This is a genomic window from Micromonospora sp. LOL_013, assembly GCF_048060315.1.
Lineage (GTDB): Bacteria > Actinomycetota > Actinomycetes > Mycobacteriales > Micromonosporaceae > Micromonospora_E.
Window position 1 is genome coordinate 47,408 of the sequence record NZ_JBHMIQ010000025.1, and the last position, 18,936, is coordinate 66,343.

Genomic DNA, 18,936 nt, shown 5'->3' on the forward strand with positions numbered 1-18,936 from the left:
CGGGTGGCGCGGGTCAGGGCAGCCGGGAGAACCACAACAGCGAGGTCCCGGCGGCAGCCACGGCGAGCAGTAGCCCGAATCCGATGAACCGGGCCGAGACGTCGGCCAGCTCCAGCCGGTAGCCGACCGAGGTGCCGATGTCGGCGTACACGGCACTCAACTGCTTGCTGCTGGCCGCCTCGTGGTAGGCACCGCCGGTCAACTCGGCCACCGCTTCGAGATTCTCGCCGTCCACCGGCACCCGCAGCGGCCGGCCGCCGCCGTAGTCGATGTAGCCGGCGGCGGTCCCGACCGAGATGGTGTCGATCGGGATCCCGGCCTCCACCGCCTCGGCCGCCGCCGACTCCGGCGACCGCCCGGAGGTGTTCGCCCCGTCGGACAGCAGCACGATCCGGGCCGGTGGGACCTCCTCGGCGGCCTGCGCGTCCAGCGACCGGATCGCCTCCAACGACGTCTTGATCGCCTCGCCGATGGCGGTGCCCTGGGCCCCGGTGATCCCCTCGGCGAGCCGGTCGATGCCGGCGCCCAGCGCCTCTCGGTCGGTGCCCGGCCCGACCAGCACCGAGGCGTTGCCAGCGAACGCCACCAGGCCGACGTTGAACTGCGCCGGCAGGTCGTCGACGAACTCGTGTGCCGACCGTTTGGCCGCGCTGAGCCGGTCCGGTCGTACGTCGTTGGCCAGCATCGAGGTGGAAACATCCACCGCCACCATCACCGTGGCCCGCTCCCGGGGCACCCGGACCTCGTCCATCGGCCGGGCGAACCCGGCCACCAGCAGCGCCAGCATCGCCAGGAACAGGCCGGCCGGCAGATGCCGACGCCAGGCCGGACGCTGCGGTGCCACCCGGTCCAGCAGCCGCAGGTTGGTGAACCGGACCGCGTACCGGGCACCGCGCCGTTGCATCAGCAGGTAACCGCCGGCCAGCGCGAGAACCGCGGCGAGCAGCCACAGCCGCTCCGGGGACTGCCAGGTCATCAGAGTCCTCCTGCCGGTACCGGGGCGGAACGGGCCGGTGGGCAGCCGGCCAGTTGCCGTTGGCGGTGCACGTGCCGGACGATGTCGGCCACCCAGTCCCGGTCGGTGCGCAGCGCCAGATGGGCCGCGCCGGCCCGGCGGATCGCCCCGGCCACCTGGCAACGCTGTTCGGCGGCGGCCTCGGCGTACCGGCGCCGCAGGTCCTGGCTGGCGGTGCTGATCTCCCGGCGGCGGCCGGTCTCCGGGTCCTCGACGGTGATCACCCCGACGTCGGGCAGGTCGAGTTCCCGGGGGTCGGTCACCTCGATCGCCAGCGCCTGATGCCCGGCGGCGAGCCGGCGCAGCGGCCGTTCCCAGTCCGGCCGGCCGGCCGGGTCATCCGGCAGTCCGTCGAGGAAGTCGGAGACCACCACCGTCAACCCGCGCCGGGTGGCCGCCCGCCGGATCCCGTCGATCCCGTCGGCCAGCGGCGGCGGCGCGTCCCGGCCGGACCCGCCAGCCGGTACCCGGGGCGCCGCGAGCAGCGCACGGAGCAGATGCAGCAGATGGTCCCGGCCGGTCCGGGCCGGAAACCGGCGAACGCCGTCCGCCCCGATCAACTGCGCCCCGACCGCGTTGCCGGTGCCGGCGGTCAGGAAGCCGACCGCGGCGACCGCCGCCACCGCCAGTTCCCGCTTCTCCAGCTCGCCGGTGCCGAAGTCCATGCTGGCCGTCCCGTCGACCAACAGCCAGCAGGTCAGCTCCCGGTCGGCGTCGACCTCGCGGACGTGCGGCACGGTGGTCCGGGCGGTGACCGCCCAGTCCATCCGGCGTACCTCGTCCTCACCGGGCCGGTACTCCCGGCTGCCGGCGGGTTCGCTGCCGGCGCCGGGCAGCAGACCCAGGTGCTGACCGTGCAGCAGGCCGTCGAGCCGCCGGATGACGGTCAGCTCCAGCCGGCGCAGCGTCTCCGGTGGGGTCAGCTCCGGCAGGGTGGCCGGGCCGAGCGGGCCGTCGCCGGTCACGCGACAGCCGCCAGTCCGGGTCGCTGGTCGTGGGCCGGCGCGATCCGCGGCGGCGGGACCACCTGGATCAGCCGGCGGACGATCGACCCGGCGTCGACGCCGTCCGCGACCGCGTCGAAGGAGAGCACCAGCCGGTGGGCGAGCACGTCGGTGGCGAGTTCCCGGACGTCCTCGGGCAGCACGTAGTCGCGGCCGCGCAGCAACGCCAAGCCCCGGGCGGCGGCGACCAGGCCGAGGGTGGCGCGCGGGCTGGCACCGTACGCCAGCAGCCCGGTCAGCTCCGGCAGCCCGAACAGTTGCGGGCGGCGGGTGGCCAGCACCAGCCGGACGATGTACTCGGCGAGCGCGTGGTGGACGAACACCTCCCGGGCCTGCTGCTGCATGGCGCACAGGGTGGTCGCGTCCAGCACCTGGCGGGGCTGCGGGCGGTCCACCCCCATCCGGTAGAGGATGCCGAGCTCCTCCTCGTCGGTCGGGTAGTCGACCACGACCTTCATCAGGAACCGGTCCCGTTGCGCCTCCGGAAGCTGGTAGACCCCCTCGGACTCAATCGGGTTCTGGGTGGCCAGCACCAGGAACGGGTCCGGCACCGGGTAGCTGCGGCCGCCGATCGAGACCTGCCGCTCGGCCATCGCCTCGAGCAGCGCCGACTGCACCTTGGCCGGCGCCCGGTTGATCTCGTCGGCGAGCACCAGGTTGGCCATCACCGGTCCGAGCTCGATGTCGAACGACTCGGTCGACGCCCGGTAGATCCGGGTACCGACGATGTCGGACGGCACCAGATCGGGGGTGAACTGGATCCGGGAGAAGCTGCCGCCGACGGCGACCGCGAGGGTCTGCGCCGCGAGGGTCTTGGCGATCCCCGGTACGCCCTCCAGCAGACAGTGTCCGTTGGCGAGCAACGCGGTGAGCAGCCGCTCGACCAGCCGGTCCTGCCCTACGATCACCCGTTTGACCTCGAACAGCGCCTGCTCCAGCGCGGCCGCGGCCGGAGCGGCGTCGGCTGGCTGTTCCGTACTGACTTGTGGCTCGGTCGTCGTCATCGCACCGTCCTTGACGCTGGTCGCCAATCGCCGGTCGGCCCCGACGGTGCGGGGCCACTGCGGCGCCGGCCGAGGGGTGCCCCGGATCGGGCCGTTCTAACGCCGGGATCCGCCGCCGACCGGATGATTGACCGGCCGGGGTGGTACCACCGACACCGAACCGGGGTGACAGGTCCGACATCGGACACACCGGATACCGTTTCGGCGTGACCGCGCCGCAGACCAGCCCCACCCCGCAACCCCCGGCCAGCCCCCGGCGTCGCCCGGGCGGTTGGCTGGTGTGGCCGCTGGTGCTGCCGGGGCTGCTCTGGGCGATGCTGCGGCTGGCCGGCTGGGAGTACGGCCCGCTGGTGCAGCTGCTCGCGTTCACCCCGTACGTGGCGGCGTGGACGGTTGTCCCGCTGGCGGTGGCGGTCTGGTCCCGGCGGTGGTGGGCCAGCGGCGCCGCGCTGCTGGCGGTGCTGCTGCTCGCCGTCGCGGTGCTGCCCCGGGCGGTGCCGGACGGCGGCCGGACCGCGAGCGCCACCGACGGGTTCACGGTCCGGGTCGCCACGGCGAACCTGCTGGCCGGGGCGGCGGACCTGACGGTGCTGATGGAGTTGCTGCGCCGGGAGCGGGTGGACGTGCTGGCAATGCAGGAGTTCACTCCGGCGGCCGAGGCCGAGCTGGACCGGCTCGGCGTCGGCGACCTGTTGCCGTACCGCCGGACCGATCCGGAGGTGGGGACCACCGGATCGGCGGTCTACGCGCGCTGGCCGGTCACCGACGACGGGGTACGGCGTAACATGGGCGGCTTCGCTCAGTCGTACGGCACGGTCCGCCCGCCGGGCAGCGGGCCGGTGCGGGTCGAGTCGGCGCACCCGATGGCGCCGTTCGCGCTGCACACCCTGTCGTCGTGGCGGGCCGACCTGGCCGGGCAGCCCCGCCCCGACCCGCAGGGCCCGCCGCGAATCCTCGCCGGCGACTTCAACGCCACCCTGGACCACGCGGCGCTGCGCCGGCTGATCGCGGCCGGCTACGTCGACGCCGCCGACGCGACCGGCGACGGGCTGGTCGGCACCTGGGGGCCGTACAGCGGTAGCCCGATCCCGCCGGTGACGCTGGACCGGGTGCTGGTGGACGACCGGATCGGGGTGCGGTCGGTGACCGTGCACCGGGTGCCCGGCAGCGACCACCGGATGGTCGTCGCCGGGCTGGTGCTGCCGGCCACCTGACCCGCACCGCCTGCCCGGGGCCCGGGCGGGTCACCGGTGGCCCCGGGCCGGGCAGGTCAGGTCAGGTCAGGTCAGGTCAGACGCCGATGGTGGTCCGGCCGCGGGCCAGCCCGTAGGTGAGCGCGTCGACCAGGGCGTGCCAGCTGGCCTCGACCACGTTCTCGTGCACCCCGACGGTGGTCCAGTCCCGGGCGTTGCCGTCGACCGTCTCCACCAGCACCCGGGTGATCGCCCCGGTGCCCTGGCTGCCTTCCAGGATCCGCACCTTGTAGTCGGCCAACCGGAAGTCGGCCAGATCCGGGTAGTGGCTGCGCAGCGCCACCCGCAACGCCTCGTCGAGGGCGTTGACCGGGCCGTTGCCCTCGGCGGTGGCGATCACCCGCTCGCCGCGTACCCGGACCTTGACGGTGGCCTCGGAGACCACCGCGCCGTCCTCGCGGTGCTCCACCAGCACCCGGTAGGACTCCAGAGCGAACGGCCGGGTGGTGACGGCACCGGTGTCGGCCGCCAACTCGGAGCGGACCAGCAGCTCGAACGAGGCGTCGGCGGCTTCGAAGGACCAGCCGCCGGCCTCCAGCTCCTTGACCCGCTTGGTGACCCGGGACAGCGCGTCCGGATGGCCGGCCAGGTCGACACCGAGTTCACGGCTCTTCAACTCGATGCTGGCCCGGCCGGCCATCTCGGTCACCAGGATCCGCATGTCGTTGCCGACGACCGACGGGTCGACGTGGTTGTACAGCAACGGATCCACTTTGATCGCACTCGCGTGCAGCCCCGCCTTGTGGGCGAAGGCGGCGGCCCCGACGTAGGCCTGGTGGGTGTCGGGGGCGATGTTGGCGATCTCGGCGATGGCGTGCGAGACGCGCACCATCTGTTCCAGGCAGCCGTCCGGTAGGACCGGCAGCCCGAGCTTGAGTTGCAGGTTGGCGACGACGGCGAACAGGTCGGCGTTGCCGGGGCGTTCGCCGTACCCGTTGGCGGTGCCTTGGAAGTGCTGGACGCCGGCCTCGACGGCGGCGATGGTGTTGGCCACCGCGCAGGAGGTGTCGTTCTGGCAGTGGATGCCGAGCCGGTCGGCGTCCAGCCCGGTCCGGTCGACCAGGTCGGCGATCGCCGCGCCGATCTGCGACGGCAGCATCCCGCCGTTGGTGTCGCACATCACCACGACCTCGGCGCCGGCGGCCGCCGCCGCGCTGACCACCGAGGCGGTGTACGCCGGGTCGTGCCGGAAGCCGTCGAAGAAGTGCTCGCAGTCGAGGAAGACCCGCCGGCCCTCGGCGACGAAGTGCGCGACCGTGTCGGTGACCATCGCCAGGTTCTCCGCGCCGGTGGTGCGCAGCGCCCGCTCGACGTGCCGGATGTCGGACTTGGCGACCAGGCAGACCGCTGGCGTCTCGGCGTCCAGCAGGGCCCGGACCTGCGGGTCGTCGGCGACCTTGACGCCGGCCTTGCGGGTGGCACCGAACGCGACGAGTACGGCGTGCCGCAGGTCGAGTTCGGTGCGGGCTCTGCGGAAGAACTCGGTGTCCTTCGGCATCGCACCGGGCCAGCCGCCCTCGATGAAGCCGACGCCGAAGTCGTCGAGCAGCCGTGCGACGGCGAGTTTGTCGACCACCGAGTAGCTGATGCCCTCACGCTGCGCACCGTCGCGCAGAGTCGTGTCATAGACCTGGAAAGTCATCTCGATCCTTTCGACGGACGTCCCGCACCACCCGCTGCTCGCGCCGGGCCATCCTCACCCGCTCGTCCGCCGACCTCGTACGGCCAACAAAAAGACCCCCCGCGGATGCGGGAGGTCTGCGCGCTCGGCGGACGGTTGCCGGGGCGCGCTAGCTGCCAATAATGAGTACGAGGTAAGTCACGCAGGGTACTTTGCCACCGACTGCACCCGGACCGGTAGTCGAATCCACATCGCGGGACAGTAGGACCGTCCGAGGTCAGGTGTACCGATCGAGCGCCATGGGTATTCCTGGGATGACGACGCAGTCAGTTCCGCCGAGCGAAGGAGTGACCTCCGATGGACAGGCTCGATCCGCAACACACCGCGCTGACGGGGCCGGCCGGTGGCCAGGGTGACGTCGTGGGCGGCACCCCGGCCGGCACGTTCGACCCGTGGCGCTACCGCGACGACGCGGGGATCGACGGCGCCAACCTGGCCGGCTACCACGTCGAGGCGACCGACGGCGGCATCGGCAAAATCGACTCCGCCACCGAAGAAGTGGACGGCAGCCATCTGGTGGTCGACACCGGGCCGTGGATCTTCGGCCGGAAGGTGATGCTGCCGGCCGGGGTGGTCAACCGCGTCGACCACGACGCGCAGAAGGTCTACGTCGACCGCGACAAGGGTCAGATCAAGGACGCCCCCGAGTACGACGGGACCAGTGCGACGGATCCGGCGTACCGCGACAAGCTGAGCGCCTACTACGGCGGTGCCACCGGCACCCCGGTCCCGCCAATGGCACCGGGCCGGATCATCTGACCCGGTGACGACCCACCCGGTGCGGGTGGCCGGTGCCACGTGGCGCCGGCCACCCGCACCGTTTACCGGTGTCGGCCCGGCTGGCTACCGTAGAACTCATGACTGCCGCCGCCACCCGCTCGCTGGCCTTCGCGACCATGTTCAACTTCCGCGACATCGGGGGCTACCCGGGGCTCGACGGGCGTACCGTCCGCTGGCAGCGGATCTACCGGGCCGACTCGCCGCACCGGCTCGACGCCGACGACGCGGCGGCGTTCGACGCGCTCGGCGTACGGACCGTGATCGACCTGCGCCGGCCGCACGAGGTGCAGACGTACGGACGGATCCCGCCGGCGGACGGCTTCGAGTACCACAACATCCATCTGCGGCACCAGGACTGGGGCGAGATCCCCTACCAGCCGGAGCAGGGTGCCGCCCGCTACCTGACCGACCGCTACCACGATCTGACCGAGCAGGCCGCGGACGGTTTCGTCGCGGCGATCTCACTGCTGGCCGAGGCGCGGACCGCACCGGCGGTGGTGCACTGCATGGCCGGCAAGGACCGCACCGGGCTGGTCTGCGCGATGACGCTGTCCCTGCTCGGAGTCCGGGACTCGGTGATCGCCGAGGACTACGCGTTGAGCAACGCCGGCAGCGAACGGCTGCTCGCCTGGCTGCGCACCCAGGCCGGCAACGACCATCTGGTGCCGGTGCCGTTCTTCTCCTGCCCGGCCGAGGCGATGCAGACGTTCCTCACCGAGCTGCGGCAGCGGCACGGCTCGGTCGAGGGTTACCTGCGCACCGCCGGGCTGTCCGCAGACCGGATCACCGAGCTGCGCGCCCATCTGTTGACGCAGTGACCTGGGCCGAGTCGACGCGGTGACCCGGGCCGGGCCCGGGTTACCGCGTCACGGCACTGGTCAGAACACCCGGTGCACCCAGCCGTCCGGGTCGGCGCCCCGGCCCCGCTGCAGGTCCACCAGGCTCTGCCGCAGCGCCATGGTGACCTCCCCGGGCCCACCGTCGGCGACGGTGAACTCGCCGTCGGCCGAGCGGACCCGACCGATCGGTGTGATCACCGCGGCGGTGCCGCAGGCGAACGCCTCACGCAGTCGGCCGCTGGCCGCGTCGGCCTGCCACTGGGCCAGGCTGAGAGGCTGTTCCACGACCTGGTGACCGGCCCGCCGGGCCAGGGTGATCACCGACTCGCGGGTGATGCCCGGCAGGATCGCGCCGGTCAGCGGCGGGGTGATCAACGAACCGTCGTCGTAGACGAAGAAGACGTTCATACCGCCGAGTTCGTCGACGTACTGCCGGTGCACCGCGTCGAGGAAGACCACCTGGTCGCAGCCGTGCTCGATCGCCTCCGCCTGGGCCACCAGTGAGGCGGCGTAGTTACCCCCGCACTTCGCGGCTCCGGTGCCACCCGGCGCGGCCCGGGTGTAGACCGACGACGCCCAGACCGTCACCGGTTTGACCCCACCGGAGAAGTAGGAGCCGACTGGTGAGGCGATCACCGCGTAGAGGTACTCGCGGGCCGGCCGGACACCGAGGAAGACCTCACTGGCGAACATGAACGGTCGCAGGTAGAGGCTGCCGTCGTCGCCGGCCGGAATCCACTGTCGATCGATTGTGATCAGGTGCCGCAACGAGTTGAGGAAGACCTGCTCCGGCAGGGCTGGCATGGCCATCCGGGCACCGGAGGCAATGAACCTCGCCGCGTTGGCGTCCGGCCGGAACAGGGTCACTCCCCCATCCGCCGCGTGATAGGCCTTCAGTCCTTCGAAGATCTCCTGGGCGTAGTGCAGCACCGCGGTCGCCGGATCCATCGGGATGGGCGCCCGTGGCTCCACCCGGGCGTCGTACCAGCCCTTGCCCTCGGCGTACCGGACGGTGACCATGTGGTCGGTGAAGATCTGACCGAACCCGGGATTGGCCAGCAGCGCGGCGCGTTCCGCGTCGGCTACCGGGTGTGGATTCGGACGGATCTCGAATTCGAGTTTGTCACCGCCGATCATCGGGCTGACCTCCATGGCGAGAAAGCGACGAAGCTGTGTGTCATGCAACTTACCCCGAACGTTCGTTCAGCGGGAACCGGCGCGGCGGCCGGTAAGTCCGCCACCTGGTGATTGGCCGTCGGCAGGGGTACCCACGGCGAAGGTACGGTCGGTACGGCACCGGAGACGGAATCGAGCTGCGCAGCTTTGCGTAGTCAACGGTGCCGAACCGGACTGACCGCTTGGCGGTGACGGGCGCGGACCTGATCCGTCCGACACCCGTGGCGTGGGCGGACGCCGGTCGGCGCGCGGTGCGGCCCCGGCAAGGGTCGACCGGCGCGGTACGCGGGTCGATCGGTTGGGCTCAGCCCACGGCGTGGGCGGCCAGCCGGTCGCCGATCTCGGCGGTACGCAGCGCGGCTCCCGGAGCGCGGGAGGCCAGCTCGGCTGCGACCGCCCTGGCTACTCGCTCGGCCGACTCCGGGTGGCCGAGGTGGTCCAGCAGCAGCGACGCGGAGAGCACGGCGGCCACCGGGTCCGCGACGCCCTTGCCAGCGATGTCCGGCGCGGAGCCGTGTACCGGTTCGAACATCGACGGGTAGCGGCGTTCCGGGTTGATGCAGCCGCTGGCCGCCAGCCCGATGCCGCCGGTAACCGCAGCGGCGATGTCGGTCAGGATGTCACCGAACAAATTGTCGGTGACCACCACGTCGTACCGCTGGGGCTGGGTGACCATGAACATGGCCGCGGCGTCGACGTGCTGGTACTCGGTCTCGATGTCCGGGAAGTCGGCCTTGACGGCGGCGAAGGTCCGCGACCACAGCGACCCGGCGTGGGTCAGCACGTTGGTCTTGTGCACCAGGGTGACCTTGCGCCGCTCCCGGCGGGCAGCGCGGGTGAAGGCGTCCCGGATCACCCGCTCCACCCCGTGCCGGGTGTTGAGGCTCTCCTCGGTGGCGACCTCGGCGGGGGTGTCGCGGTGCATCGTGCCACCGGCGCCGGTGTAGAGGCCCTCGGTGCCCTCGCGGACCACGACGAAGTCGATCTCGCCCGGCTTGACGCCGCCGAGCGGACTCGCCGTGCCGGGCCAGAGCCGGGACGGCCGCAGGTTGACGTACTGGTCGAAGGCGAACCGCAGCTTGAGCAGCAGGCCGCGCTCCAGCACCCCGGGCGGGACGCTGGGGTCACCGACCGCGCCGAGCAGGATGGCGTCGTGATCGGCGAGTTCGTCCAGCACCGAGTCGGGCAGCACCTCGCTGGTGCGGTGGTAGCGGGCGGCACCGAGGTCGTACTCGGTCGCCTCGACGCCGGGCAGCACCGCGTCGATGACCTTCCGGGCCTGCGCGGTCACCTCGGATCCGATGCCGTCGCCGGCCACGACCGCGATCCGCGCCATCGCCACGTCAACTCCCTCGTCTGCTCCGTCGACCGCCTAGCGAACGTTAAGCGATCATCCCGGAAATCGGTACGTCGGTCCCAGAATACGGACTCACCCGCTGGAACCCGGGACCGGCTTACCCGCTGGAACACGGGTGGCGGCCAGCTGGCCGCGGCGCCCCGCGCCGCCCAGGAAGCACACAGCCGGGCTTAACACCATACTTACCTCAAACGGCTACTGTAGGTGAAGATCGGATCCGGGCACCGGCGGAGGAGGATCGACGATGCTGGCGTACCGCGCCGCCCAGCCGGAACCGCCCGATCTGCGGATCGGTCCGACGCCGGGAGCCGGCACCCCGACCGGGTCGTCCGGCACCGCCGCGTCGCCGGCCGACGACAGCCGCCCGGCCGGCCAGCTGGTCGCCCGGCACACCGTCGCCACGTCCACCACCGACTACCAGCTCGTTCTGGTAGGCAGCGAACGGATCGGCCGGCGTGGGCTGAGCGAGGCGATCGGCGACGCGGTCGCGGAGCTGCGGGCGATCGACGTGACGTACAGTCCGCTGCGGCCGAACAGCCTGGTCTCGCTGCTGCGCCGGGGTGAGGTCGCGGCCGAGGTCTACCCGCCGCTGGCCGACATCGTGCACCGGTGCGAGGCGATGCGGGTGGCCACCGAGGGCTGGTTCGACCCGTGGGCGGTGCCCGGTGGGTTCGACCCGGCCGGCATGATCAAGGGCTGGGCCATCGAGCGGGCCGCTGGTCGGTTGCGCGCCGCCGGGATCACCGACTACGCCGTGGTCAGCGGTGGTGATCTGGTGGCACGCGGACGCGCCCCGCACGGCGGACCGTGGCGGATCGCCCTGCAGCAGCCGCTGCCCGCAGACACCGGCGACGGCCCAGCCGGCACCACGCCGGGCAGCCAGCCGACCACCGTGACCATGATGGACGGAGCGATCGGGACCAGTGGACTGACCGTCGGCAGCCGAAAGGTCGTCAACCCGCACACCGGGGCCGTAGTGGAGCGGGACAGCGCCGCCATGGTGCTCGGCGCGGACCTCGCGGTGGCCGACGGCTACGCGACCGCGCTGTTCGCCGCCGGGCCCGCCGGCCGCGACTGGTTTCCTACAGTGGACGGCTACCACGTGCTGAATCTGGTCGGCGGAAGAAGGTCGGCCCCTGGCGCGGCCCCCCCCCCGTGATCTCGGCAAATGACCACGGGAGCGGGCCGGCGACACGTGCGCTCAGCTCGCGCACCGGGGGTGCAGTCACCCGAGAGACCACGGCCCGGCCGGAACGTCACCCGAAGACGCGACCGGCGCCGGAGCAACTCCTGAGCAACCGCACCGCCACGCTATCGATTCCGCACAACCGGGCGCAAGGTTCCAATTCCTCTGACATTGCTTGTCGGCCACGGCACTGGGTGGAACGATCCCCCTGATGGATGGCACGCTGTGCGGCGTGACATTCGATCTAGTCGTATGGGCGTTGGACGATCAGTCCACCTCGGCGGACGTACACGCCGCACACGAACTGTGCCGGCAGGGTGAGCACGCCGACGGTGCGACCGACCGCCGGATCACGTCCTTCCACGCCGCGCTGACCGCCAGCTACCCGGATCAAGGTGCCGCCTCCACCACAGAAGACTGCCCCTGGGCAAAGGTCCCATTACATACCGCAACCGACCACGTCGAGATGAACCTGCGTCAGACCTGCGCCGACGAGGTGCTGCTCACCATCGAACGGCTGGCTCAGGAACACAATCTGCTGCTGCTCGATCCGCAGGACGGCTCGGTCTATCCGCCGCCGGCCAGCGCGTCGACCCGCTGAGCGGGCGGCGGTTCGGGGACGCGGGTCCCCGAACCGCCGAAGCCGGACGACACGTCCGGCAGGTCACTCCTCGCGCAGATCCACCGCGCTGGCCGCGGTCGCCCCGATCGAGCTGGCGGCATTGTGCAGCGACTCCGCGCCGACAGCGGAGTCGACGGTGAGGGTCATCAGCGCCTCGCCACCGACGGACCGCCGGGCCACCTGCATGGCGGCGATGTTGACACTGGACTCACCGAGGATCGAGCCGATGGTCCCGACCACGCCCGGCCGGTCGGCGTACCGGAAGAAGAGCAGGATGCCCTCGGCGGACAGCTCGAGGTCGAAGCCGTCGACCTCGGTCAGCCGGACCACGTCCCGGCCGGCGGACTGCACCACGGTGCCGGAGACACTTGCCGTACCGCCGTCGGGCAGCACGCCCCGGACGGTGACCAGGTTGGGCTGGTCGGCGGTGTCCGGGTGAGTGACCAGCTCCACCTCGACGCCCCGGTCGGCGGCCAGGTGCGGCGCGTTGACGTAGGTGACCTGTTCCTCGACCACCGAGCTGAACAGCCCCTTGGTCGCGGCCAGCTTGAGCACCGACACCTCGTTGCCGACGACCTCGCCGCGTACCTCGACGGTGACGCTGGCCGCGACCACCCCGGCCACCGCGGTGAACACCTTGCCCAGCTTCTCGGCCAGCGGCAGCAGCGGCCGGACGTCCTCGGCGACCACCCCGCCGGCCTGCACATTCACCGCGTCGGGGACGAATTCGCCCTGCAGCGCGAGCTTGACGCTGCGGGCCACCGCCAGACCCGCCTTGTCCTGCGCCTCGGCGGTAGAGGCGCCCAGGTGCGGGGTGGCGACCACGTTGTCGAAGGCGAACAGCGGCGAGGAGGTGCACGGCTCCTTCGCGTACACGTCGACGCCGGCACCACCGACCCGGCCCTCGGCCAACGCGTCGGCCAGCGCCTGCTCGTCGACGAGGCCGCCCCGGGCGGCGTTGACGATCCGGACCCCGGGCTTGACGATCGCCAGCTCCTTTTCGCCGATCAGGCCGAGCGTCTCCGGGGTCTTCGGCAGGTGGATCGAGATGAAGTCGCTCTCCCGGAGCAGCTCCTCCAGTCCGACCAGGCGAACCCCGAGCTGGGCCGCGCGGGCCGGCTGGATGTACGGGTCGTACGCGATCAGCCGGGTACCGAACGCGGCGATCCGCTGCGCGAACAGCACGCCGATGCGGCCGAGCCCGACCACGCCGATGGTCTTGCCCTGCAGCTCCACGCCGGTGTACTTGGACCGCTTCCACTCGCCGGCCTTGAGCGCGGCGCTGGCGCTGGCGGTGTTGCGGGCCACCGCGAGCAGCAGGGCGATCGCCTGCTCGGCCGCGGAGACGATGTTGGAGGTGGGTGCGTTCACCACCATGACGCCTCGGGCGGTGGCGGCCGGTACCTCGACGTTGTCCAGGCCGACACCGGCGCGGGCGACCACCTTCAGCTGGGGCGCGGCGGCCAACGCCTCGGCGTCGATCTGGGTGGCGCTGCGCACGATCACCGCGTGGGCGTCGGCGAGCGCGGCGAGCAGGGCGGGACGGTCCGTGCCGTCGACGTGGCGGACATCGAAGTCATGAGCGAGTACGTCGATTGCGGCGGGCGCGAGCTCTTCAGCGATCAGTACGACAGGATTCATTGGTCCTCAAAGTCGTCCGGGACGGGTATCTGCGGCGGTGGGGCGCCGCTCTGCGCCCTACGCTCCCCCGCCCGGGTGTCGCGCCGGCACGGAGGCGGCCTACCCGCGATCGTAGGCGCAGCCGTGGACGGCGCGGCTCGGGGCCGGGGGTGAGGGCCCTCACAAATCAGACCTAACACCCGCCCCGGCCAACCGACGCCGTACTCCGACTGCCGCCGCCGGACCGTCAGCCGGCCGGTGCCGGACTGACCGGATGACGGGGGATCCGACTACGGACGATGCCGCCGTCACCGATCTGCCGGAACGTGCCGGCCTCCGCCTCCAGGGTGTCGTAGAGCAGGTCGAAGGCGAGCGAACCGACCGGCGGATAGACCCGTTCGCGCGGCGGCTCGGCCCCCGGCGACAACGCCCCCTGGTCGATCATGAACTCGAGGATCGCCTCGCGGACCGCCGGCAGGCACACCGGGGAGTGGTACAGCACGTTGAGCGCCTGCATCCGCATGCCCTGGACGTGCTCCTCGCCCTTGTTGTCGTGGAAGTGCGGATTGCGGGTCTCCACCTGCAGCACCGGCACCGAATGCGCCATCACCTCGGGGCTGTCGGTGTCCAGGATGCCGCCGAAGCGCTCGAACAGGTCGACGTACTCGTACGGCTCGACCGCGAAACCGCCGGCCAGCCGCAGCCGCAGGCCGAGGTCGAGGCTGAGAGCGTGTTCGCCGGCGTTGCCGGTGGCGATCACCTCGGTGCCGAAGCCGGAGTACTCGGCGATCAGCCGGTTCAGGAACCCGTTGGTGATCTCCGAACTGCGGCCCCGGCGACTGAAGAACAGTCGGCCGTCGCGCAGCTTGGGCTTGGAGTGCCAGGAGATCCGGACCATCGGATACGGGCTGTCGGCCAGGTGCAGGCCAGCGGCGTACACCTTGCAGTATTCGTGGACCGCGCCGGGGACGTAGTTGTCGGCGTCCACGTAGCCGACATACCGGCGCCCGGTGAGCGCGGCGACCGCCATGCCGATCAGCATGGCCTCACCCTTGCCGGTACGGATCAACCCGCTCTCGTCGATCAACTCCGGCATGCCAGCGGCTTTCATCGCCGCGGCCAGCCCTGGATCCCGTTGATGCACGGTGATCGCCGGTCGGTCCGCCGACCAGCAGAACTGCTCGACGGTATGGGCCTCGATTTCATAACGGTCCACCGGCTGCCGGCCGCTGTTCGAGACAAGCACGATCAGACAGTCGTGCGGAATACCAGAGAGCACTCCTTCAATCACCCTGCGTGTTTCATTCATGCAGGGTATGACCACCACCATGTCCCGCTCGACGGCCCGGATATCCTCCTGGGAGACCAGCCCACGGCCCCGGTCACCGGCGACATCCCCCGAGTCCAGCTCGATGACACGCTGAAGCTCATGGATGCGAACGGCCCCGAAGCGCTCCGTGCGGTGCGATTGCTCCAGACGCATGCGGGGCACATTACCCGAGGCGGCCATTAACTACCTGTAACCGTAGGTCAATTATCGGCGCCGGAAACCTGGTACCCGAAACCGACCCCAACCCGCAATCTTTCGGTAACGAAACCCGCCCCGAGATAGGCACAGAGCCCACCACTGATCACTGTCGGTGATGGGCTCTGTGCGGCGTCAGGCGGTCTCGGTGATCGGCCGGTCGACCCAGCTCATCATGCCGCGCAGCTTCCGCCCGGTCTCCTCGATCGGGTGCGCGGCGCCCTCGGCCCGCCACTTGGCGAAGTTCGGCCGGCCCGCGTCATCCTCGGCGATCCACTCCCGGGCGAACTCCCCGGACTGCACCTCGGCGAGGATCTTGCGCATCTCCTCCTTGACCCGGGCGTCGACCACCCGTGGGCCACGGGAGTAGTCGCCGTACTCGGCGGTGTCCGACACGCTGTAGCGCATCCGGGCGATGCCACCCTCGTACATCAGGTCCACGATCAGCTTGAGCTCGTGCAGGCACTCGAAGTAGGCGATCTCCGGCGCGTAGCCGGCTTCGGTCAGCACCTCGAACCCGGTCTGCACCAGCGCCGACGCGCCACCGCAGAGCACCGCCTGCTCACCGAACAGGTCGGTCTCGGTCTCCTCCTTGAAGGTGGTCTTGATCACGCCGGCCCGGGTGCCGCCGATCGCCTTGGCGTACGCCAGGGCGAGGCCGAAGCCACCACCGCTGGCGTCCTGCTCGACCGCGACCAGGCAGGGCACGCCCTTGCCGTCGACGTACTGCCGACGGACCAGGTGCCCGGGGCCCTTCGGCGCCACCATCGCCACGTCCACGTCGGCCGGCGGGGTGATGAACCCGTACCGGATGTTCAGCCCGTGGCCGAAGAAGAGCGCCTTGCCGGCGGTCAGGTTCGGCGCGATCGCCTCGGCGTAGAGCGAGCGCTGCGCGGTGTCCGGGGCCAGCACCATGATCACGTCGGCCCACGCCGACGCCTCGGCCGGACCGAGCACCCGCAGCCCCTGCTCCTGTGCCTTGGCCCGGCTCTTGGAACCCTCCGGCAGGCCGATCACGACGTCGACACCCGAGTCGCGCAGCGACAACGCGTGGGCGTGGCCCTGGCTGCCGTACCCCAGCACGGCGACCTTGCGCCCCTGGATGACGGCCAGGTCGGCGTCGTCGTCGTAGAACACCTCAGCGGTCATGACTTCCCTCTCGTGTGCCCGGCCACGGTGGCCGGCTTCTCCTCGGGCGGCAGCTGCCTGCCGCAGGTCATCAGGCCGGCAGCCGATGCCGCCGGCCAGCGGGTCAGGCGGCGCGCAGGGCCGGCCCGGTGGTGATCGACCGGGAGCCGCGCCCGATCGCGACCAGACCGGACTGCACCATCTCCTTGATGCCGAACGGTTCGAGATCGCGCAGCAACGCGTCCAGCTTGTCGGACGTGCCGGTGGCCTCGACGGTGAGGGTGTCCGGTGCGACGTCCACCACCCGGGCACGGAACAGGTTCACCGTCTCCAGCACCTGCGACCGCATCGCGCGGTCCGCGCGGACCTTGACCAGCAGCAACTGGCGGGCGACCGACACCGCCGGGTCGAGTTCCACGATCTTCAGTACGTTGACCAGCTTGTTCAGCTGCTTGGTCACCTGCTCCAGCGGCGACGAGTCGGCGTCGACGACGATGGTGACCCGGGAGACCTCAGGGTTCTCCGTCTCGCCGACCGCCAGTGAGTCGATGTTGAACCCGCGCCGGGAGAACAGGCCGGACACCCGGGCCAGCACCCCGGGCTTGTTCTCCACCAGCACGGAGAGCGTGTGCTTGGTCATTTCTTCCTCGTCATCATCGGATTGGCCGGGTCGTGACAGGCCGCCCTCGTCACAGGTCGTCCTCGTCGAAGGTGGGCCGGACGTCCCGGGCGAACATGATCTCATCGTTGCTGGTACCGGCGGCGACCATCGGCCAGACCATGGCGTCCTTGCCGACCACGAAGTCGATCACGACCGGAACGTCGTTGATCTCCATTGCGGCGGCAATGGTCTTGTCCACGTCCGCGGCGTTCTCACAGCGCAGCCCGACACAGCCGAGCGCCTCGGCCAGCTTGACGAAATCCGGGATGCGGTGCTTGTGGGTGCCCAGGTCGGTGTTGGAGTAGCGCTCGCCGTAGAACAGCGTCTGCCACTGCCGGACCATGCCCAGGTTGCCGTTGTTGATCAGCGCCACCTTGACCGGGATGCCCTCCAGAGCACAGGTGGCCAGCTCCTGGTTGGTCATCTGGAAGCAGCCGTCGCCGTCGACCGCCCAGACCACGGTCTCCGGCCGGCCGACCTTGGCGCCCATCGCGGCCGGGACCGCGTACCCCATGGTGCCCAGGCCGCCGGAGTTGAGCCAGGTGTTCGGCTTCTCGTAGGAGATGAACTGGGAGGCCCACATCTGGTGCTGGCCGACGCCGGCAACATAGACGGCGTCCGGTCCAGCCAGCTTGCCGAGCCGCTCGATCACGTACTGCGGGGACAGCGTGCCGTCGTCCGGCTCGTCGTAGCCCAGCGGGTAGCGCGCCCGCAGGTCGTCCAGCTGCGCCCACCAGTCGGTGCGGTCGCCGGCCGGGCCGGCGGACCGCGCCGCCGGGCGGCCGGCGGGGGGGACGGCCCGCTCCGCCGCCGGGTACGCCTCGATCAGCTCGTCGATGACGTGCCGCGCGTCGCCGACGATTGGCACGTCGGCGGTACGGTTCTTGCCGATCTCGGCCGGGTCGATGTCGGCGTGGACCACGGCGGCGCCCGGGGCGAAGGAATCCAGCTTGCCGGTCACCCGGTCGTCGAACCGGGCGCCGAGGGCGACGATCAGGTCCGCCTTCTGCAGCGCGTACACCGCCGCGACGGTGCCGTGCATGCCGGGCATGCCCAGGTGCTGCGGGTGCGAGTCGGGGAACGCGCCCCGGGCCATCAGCGTGGTGACCACCGGGATGCCGGTCAGTTCGGCGAGCCGGCGCAGCCCTTCGGTGGCCTGCGCCTTGAGCACGCCGCCGCCGACGTAGAGCACCGGGCGGCGGGCGCCGGCCATCAGCCGGGCCGCCTCGCGGATCTGCTTGCCGTGCGGGTGCAGGGTGGGCCGGTAGCCGGGCAGGTCCAGCGTCGGCGGCCAGGCGAAGGTGGTCTGCGCCTGCAGCACGTCCTTGGGGATGTCGACCAGCACCGGGCCGGGCCGGCCGGTGGCCGCCAGGTGGAACGCCTCGGCGAGCACCCGGGGGATCTCCTCGCCCGACTGCACCAGGTAGTTGTGCTTGGTGATCGGCAGGGTGATGCCCTGGATGTCGGCTTCCTGAAAGGCGTCGGTGCCGATCGACGGGCGGGCCACCTGACCGGTGATGGCCACGATCGGCACCGAGTCCATGTACGCGTCGGCGATCGGCGTGACCAGGTTGGTGGCGCCCGGACCGGAGGTCGCCATGCACACCCCGACCCGACCGGTGGCCTGGGCGTAGCCGGTCGCGGCGTGCCCGGCGCCCTGCTCGTGGCGGACCAGGATGTGCCGCACCGTCGAGTCGTACAGCGGGTCGTAGGCCGGCAGGATCGCCCCGCCGGGGATGCCGAATACCACGTCGACGCCGAGTGCTTCCAGGGACCGGACCAGGCAACCCGCGCCGGAGACCGGCACCGGCGGGGCCGGCGGCGGGGTCACGGCGTTGGCGAGGGTGGCCGGGGTCGGCGCGGCCGCCGCTGCCGAGTGCGCGCGGTGGGCGAGGGTCTCGGGCGTGGGTCTCGTCATGACGATTCAGGCCTTCAGCTCAGTGGTCTCGTGACATGGGTCTCGGCGGCGTATCCGGCAGATGGGACCGATCGGCCGGAACCGGCAGGGATTTGGCAATAAAAACGGCCCTCGTGCAGATGCACGGGGCCAGCGCACTCTCGATCGGAGAGTGCGCTCAGGTAAGT

General features: G+C 71.2%; 16 protein-coding genes. 5 read left to right on the forward strand and 11 right to left on the reverse strand.

The window, feature by feature from the left end:
- Positions 1-13 precede the first annotated feature (13 nt).
- The 3 genes from ACFHWS_RS17905 to ACFHWS_RS17915 are packed head-to-tail and all read right to left on the reverse strand — an operon-like array spanning position 14 to position 3,023.
- Positions 14-976, reverse strand: a complete 963-nt coding sequence (locus ACFHWS_RS17905; protein ID WP_416553729.1) for a VWA domain-containing protein — start codon at positions 974-976, stop codon at positions 14-16.
- Positions 976-1,980: a DUF58 domain-containing protein gene (locus ACFHWS_RS17910; protein WP_416553727.1), complete on the reverse strand. Its 1,005-nt coding sequence runs from the start codon at positions 1,978-1,980 to the stop codon at positions 976-978. The genes ACFHWS_RS17905 and ACFHWS_RS17910 overlap by 1 nt, the downstream gene beginning before the upstream one ends.
- Entirely contained in the window at positions 1,977-3,023 is a 1,047-nt protein-coding gene (locus ACFHWS_RS17915; protein ID WP_416553725.1) for an AAA family ATPase, read from the reverse strand. The genes ACFHWS_RS17910 and ACFHWS_RS17915 overlap by 4 nt, the downstream gene beginning before the upstream one ends.
- Positions 3,024-3,337: 314 nt before the next feature.
- Here ACFHWS_RS17915 and ACFHWS_RS17920 point away from each other — a divergent pair, with 314 nt between their 5' ends.
- Positions 3,338-4,237 carry an endonuclease/exonuclease/phosphatase family protein gene (locus tag ACFHWS_RS17920; RefSeq protein WP_416553785.1) on the forward strand — a complete coding sequence of 300 codons (900 nt, stop codon included), beginning with the start codon at positions 3,338-3,340 and terminating at the stop codon, positions 4,235-4,237.
- Positions 4,238-4,313: 76 nt separating this feature from the next.
- On the opposite strand, the gene cimA is transcribed toward ACFHWS_RS17920, so the two are convergent.
- Positions 4,314-5,918 carry a citramalate synthase gene (gene cimA / locus ACFHWS_RS17925; protein WP_416553723.1) on the reverse strand — a complete coding sequence of 535 codons (1,605 nt, stop codon included), beginning with the start codon at positions 5,916-5,918 and terminating at the stop codon, positions 4,314-4,316.
- A gap of 336 nt (positions 5,919-6,254) precedes the next feature.
- Between cimA and ACFHWS_RS17930 the strand changes: the two genes are divergently transcribed.
- Positions 6,255-6,716, forward strand: coding sequence for a PRC-barrel domain containing protein (locus ACFHWS_RS17930; protein WP_416553721.1), 462 nt, complete (start codon positions 6,255-6,257; stop codon positions 6,714-6,716).
- 98 nt (positions 6,717-6,814) lie between these two features.
- A complete protein-coding gene (locus ACFHWS_RS17935) occupies positions 6,815-7,555 on the forward strand; it encodes a tyrosine-protein phosphatase (RefSeq protein WP_416553719.1) in 741 nt (246 codons plus the stop codon).
- Between the two features lie 60 nt (positions 7,556-7,615).
- On the opposite strand, the gene ACFHWS_RS17940 is transcribed toward ACFHWS_RS17935, so the two are convergent.
- Together ACFHWS_RS17940 and ACFHWS_RS17945 are read right to left on the reverse strand one after the other, a co-directional pair.
- A complete protein-coding gene (locus ACFHWS_RS17940; RefSeq protein WP_416553717.1) occupies positions 7,616-8,713 on the reverse strand; it encodes a branched-chain amino acid aminotransferase in 1,098 nt (365 codons plus the stop codon).
- Between the two features lie 343 nt (positions 8,714-9,056).
- A complete protein-coding gene (locus ACFHWS_RS17945; protein WP_416553783.1) occupies positions 9,057-10,088 on the reverse strand; it encodes a 3-isopropylmalate dehydrogenase in 1,032 nt (343 codons plus the stop codon).
- A gap of 265 nt (positions 10,089-10,353) precedes the next feature.
- Here ACFHWS_RS17945 and ACFHWS_RS17950 point away from each other — a divergent pair, with 265 nt between their 5' ends.
- Both ACFHWS_RS17950 and ACFHWS_RS17955 read left to right on the forward strand, forming a co-directional pair.
- Complete coding sequence (locus tag ACFHWS_RS17950) at positions 10,354-11,268, forward strand: FAD:protein FMN transferase (RefSeq protein ID WP_416568602.1); 915 nt, start codon at positions 10,354-10,356, stop codon at positions 11,266-11,268.
- 259 nt (positions 11,269-11,527) lie between these two features.
- The gene (locus tag ACFHWS_RS17955; RefSeq protein WP_416553713.1) at positions 11,528-11,896 is read left to right on the forward strand and encodes a hypothetical protein; all 369 of its coding nucleotides are present in this window, start codon (positions 11,528-11,530) and stop codon (positions 11,894-11,896) included.
- 63 nt (positions 11,897-11,959) lie between these two features.
- Here ACFHWS_RS17955 and serA read toward each other — a convergent pair whose 3' ends face one another.
- The 5 genes from serA to ACFHWS_RS17980 form a co-directional block, all read right to left on the reverse strand.
- Entirely contained in the window at positions 11,960-13,558 is a 1,599-nt protein-coding gene (gene serA / locus ACFHWS_RS17960; RefSeq protein WP_416553711.1) for a phosphoglycerate dehydrogenase, read from the reverse strand.
- A gap of 226 nt (positions 13,559-13,784) precedes the next feature.
- Positions 13,785-15,047: a mannosyl-3-phosphoglycerate synthase gene (gene mpgS / locus ACFHWS_RS17965; RefSeq protein ID WP_416568603.1), complete on the reverse strand. Its 1,263-nt coding sequence runs from the start codon at positions 15,045-15,047 to the stop codon at positions 13,785-13,787.
- A 150-nt stretch (positions 15,048-15,197) separates the two neighbouring features.
- The gene (ilvC, locus tag ACFHWS_RS17970; RefSeq protein ID WP_416553707.1) at positions 15,198-16,211 is read right to left on the reverse strand and encodes a ketol-acid reductoisomerase; all 1,014 of its coding nucleotides are present in this window, start codon (positions 16,209-16,211) and stop codon (positions 15,198-15,200) included.
- A gap of 103 nt (positions 16,212-16,314) precedes the next feature.
- Positions 16,315-16,830 carry an acetolactate synthase small subunit gene (gene ilvN / locus ACFHWS_RS17975; protein WP_282234408.1) on the reverse strand — a complete coding sequence of 172 codons (516 nt, stop codon included), beginning with the start codon at positions 16,828-16,830 and terminating at the stop codon, positions 16,315-16,317.
- Between the two features lie 49 nt (positions 16,831-16,879).
- On the reverse strand, positions 16,880-18,769 hold the full coding sequence (locus ACFHWS_RS17980; RefSeq protein WP_416553705.1) for an acetolactate synthase large subunit: 1,890 nt from the start codon (positions 18,767-18,769) through the stop codon (positions 16,880-16,882).
- Positions 18,770-18,936: the final 167 nt, after the last annotated feature.

Bases quoted from the DNA above. Each gene is read 5' to 3' on its own strand.
- ACFHWS_RS17935 (WP_416553719.1), top strand. From the start codon at position 6,815: ATGACTGCCGCCGCCACCCGCTCGCTGGCCTTCGCGACCATGTTCAAC.
- ACFHWS_RS17915 (WP_416553725.1), bottom strand. From the start codon at position 3,023: ATGACGACGACCGAGCCACAAGTCAGTACGGAACAGCCAGCCGACGCC.
- ACFHWS_RS17920 (WP_416553785.1), top strand. From the start codon at position 3,338: ATGCTGCGGCTGGCCGGCTGGGAGTACGGCCCGCTGGTGCAGCTGCTC.
- cimA (WP_416553723.1), bottom strand. From the start codon at position 5,918: ATGACTTTCCAGGTCTATGACACGACTCTGCGCGACGGTGCGCAGCGT.
- ACFHWS_RS17980 (WP_416553705.1), bottom strand. From the start codon at position 18,769: ATGACGAGACCCACGCCCGAGACCCTCGCCCACCGCGCGCACTCGGCA.
- ACFHWS_RS17930 (WP_416553721.1), top strand. From the start codon at position 6,255: ATGGACAGGCTCGATCCGCAACACACCGCGCTGACGGGGCCGGCCGGT.
- ACFHWS_RS17945 (WP_416553783.1), bottom strand. From the start codon at position 10,088: ATGGCGCGGATCGCGGTCGTGGCCGGCGACGGCATCGGATCCGAGGTG.
- ACFHWS_RS17905 (WP_416553729.1), bottom strand. From the start codon at position 976: ATGACCTGGCAGTCCCCGGAGCGGCTGTGGCTGCTCGCCGCGGTTCTC.
- serA (WP_416553711.1), bottom strand. From the start codon at position 13,558: ATGAATCCTGTCGTACTGATCGCTGAAGAGCTCGCGCCCGCCGCAATC.
- ilvC (WP_416553707.1), bottom strand. From the start codon at position 16,211: ATGACCGCTGAGGTGTTCTACGACGACGACGCCGACCTGGCCGTCATC.
- ACFHWS_RS17950 (WP_416568602.1), top strand. From the start codon at position 10,354: ATGCTGGCGTACCGCGCCGCCCAGCCGGAACCGCCCGATCTGCGGATC.
- ACFHWS_RS17940 (WP_416553717.1), bottom strand. From the start codon at position 8,713: ATGATCGGCGGTGACAAACTCGAATTCGAGATCCGTCCGAATCCACAC.
- ilvN (WP_282234408.1), bottom strand. From the start codon at position 16,830: ATGACCAAGCACACGCTCTCCGTGCTGGTGGAGAACAAGCCCGGGGTG.
- mpgS (WP_416568603.1), bottom strand. From the start codon at position 15,047: ATGGCCGCCTCGGGTAATGTGCCCCGCATGCGTCTGGAGCAATCGCAC.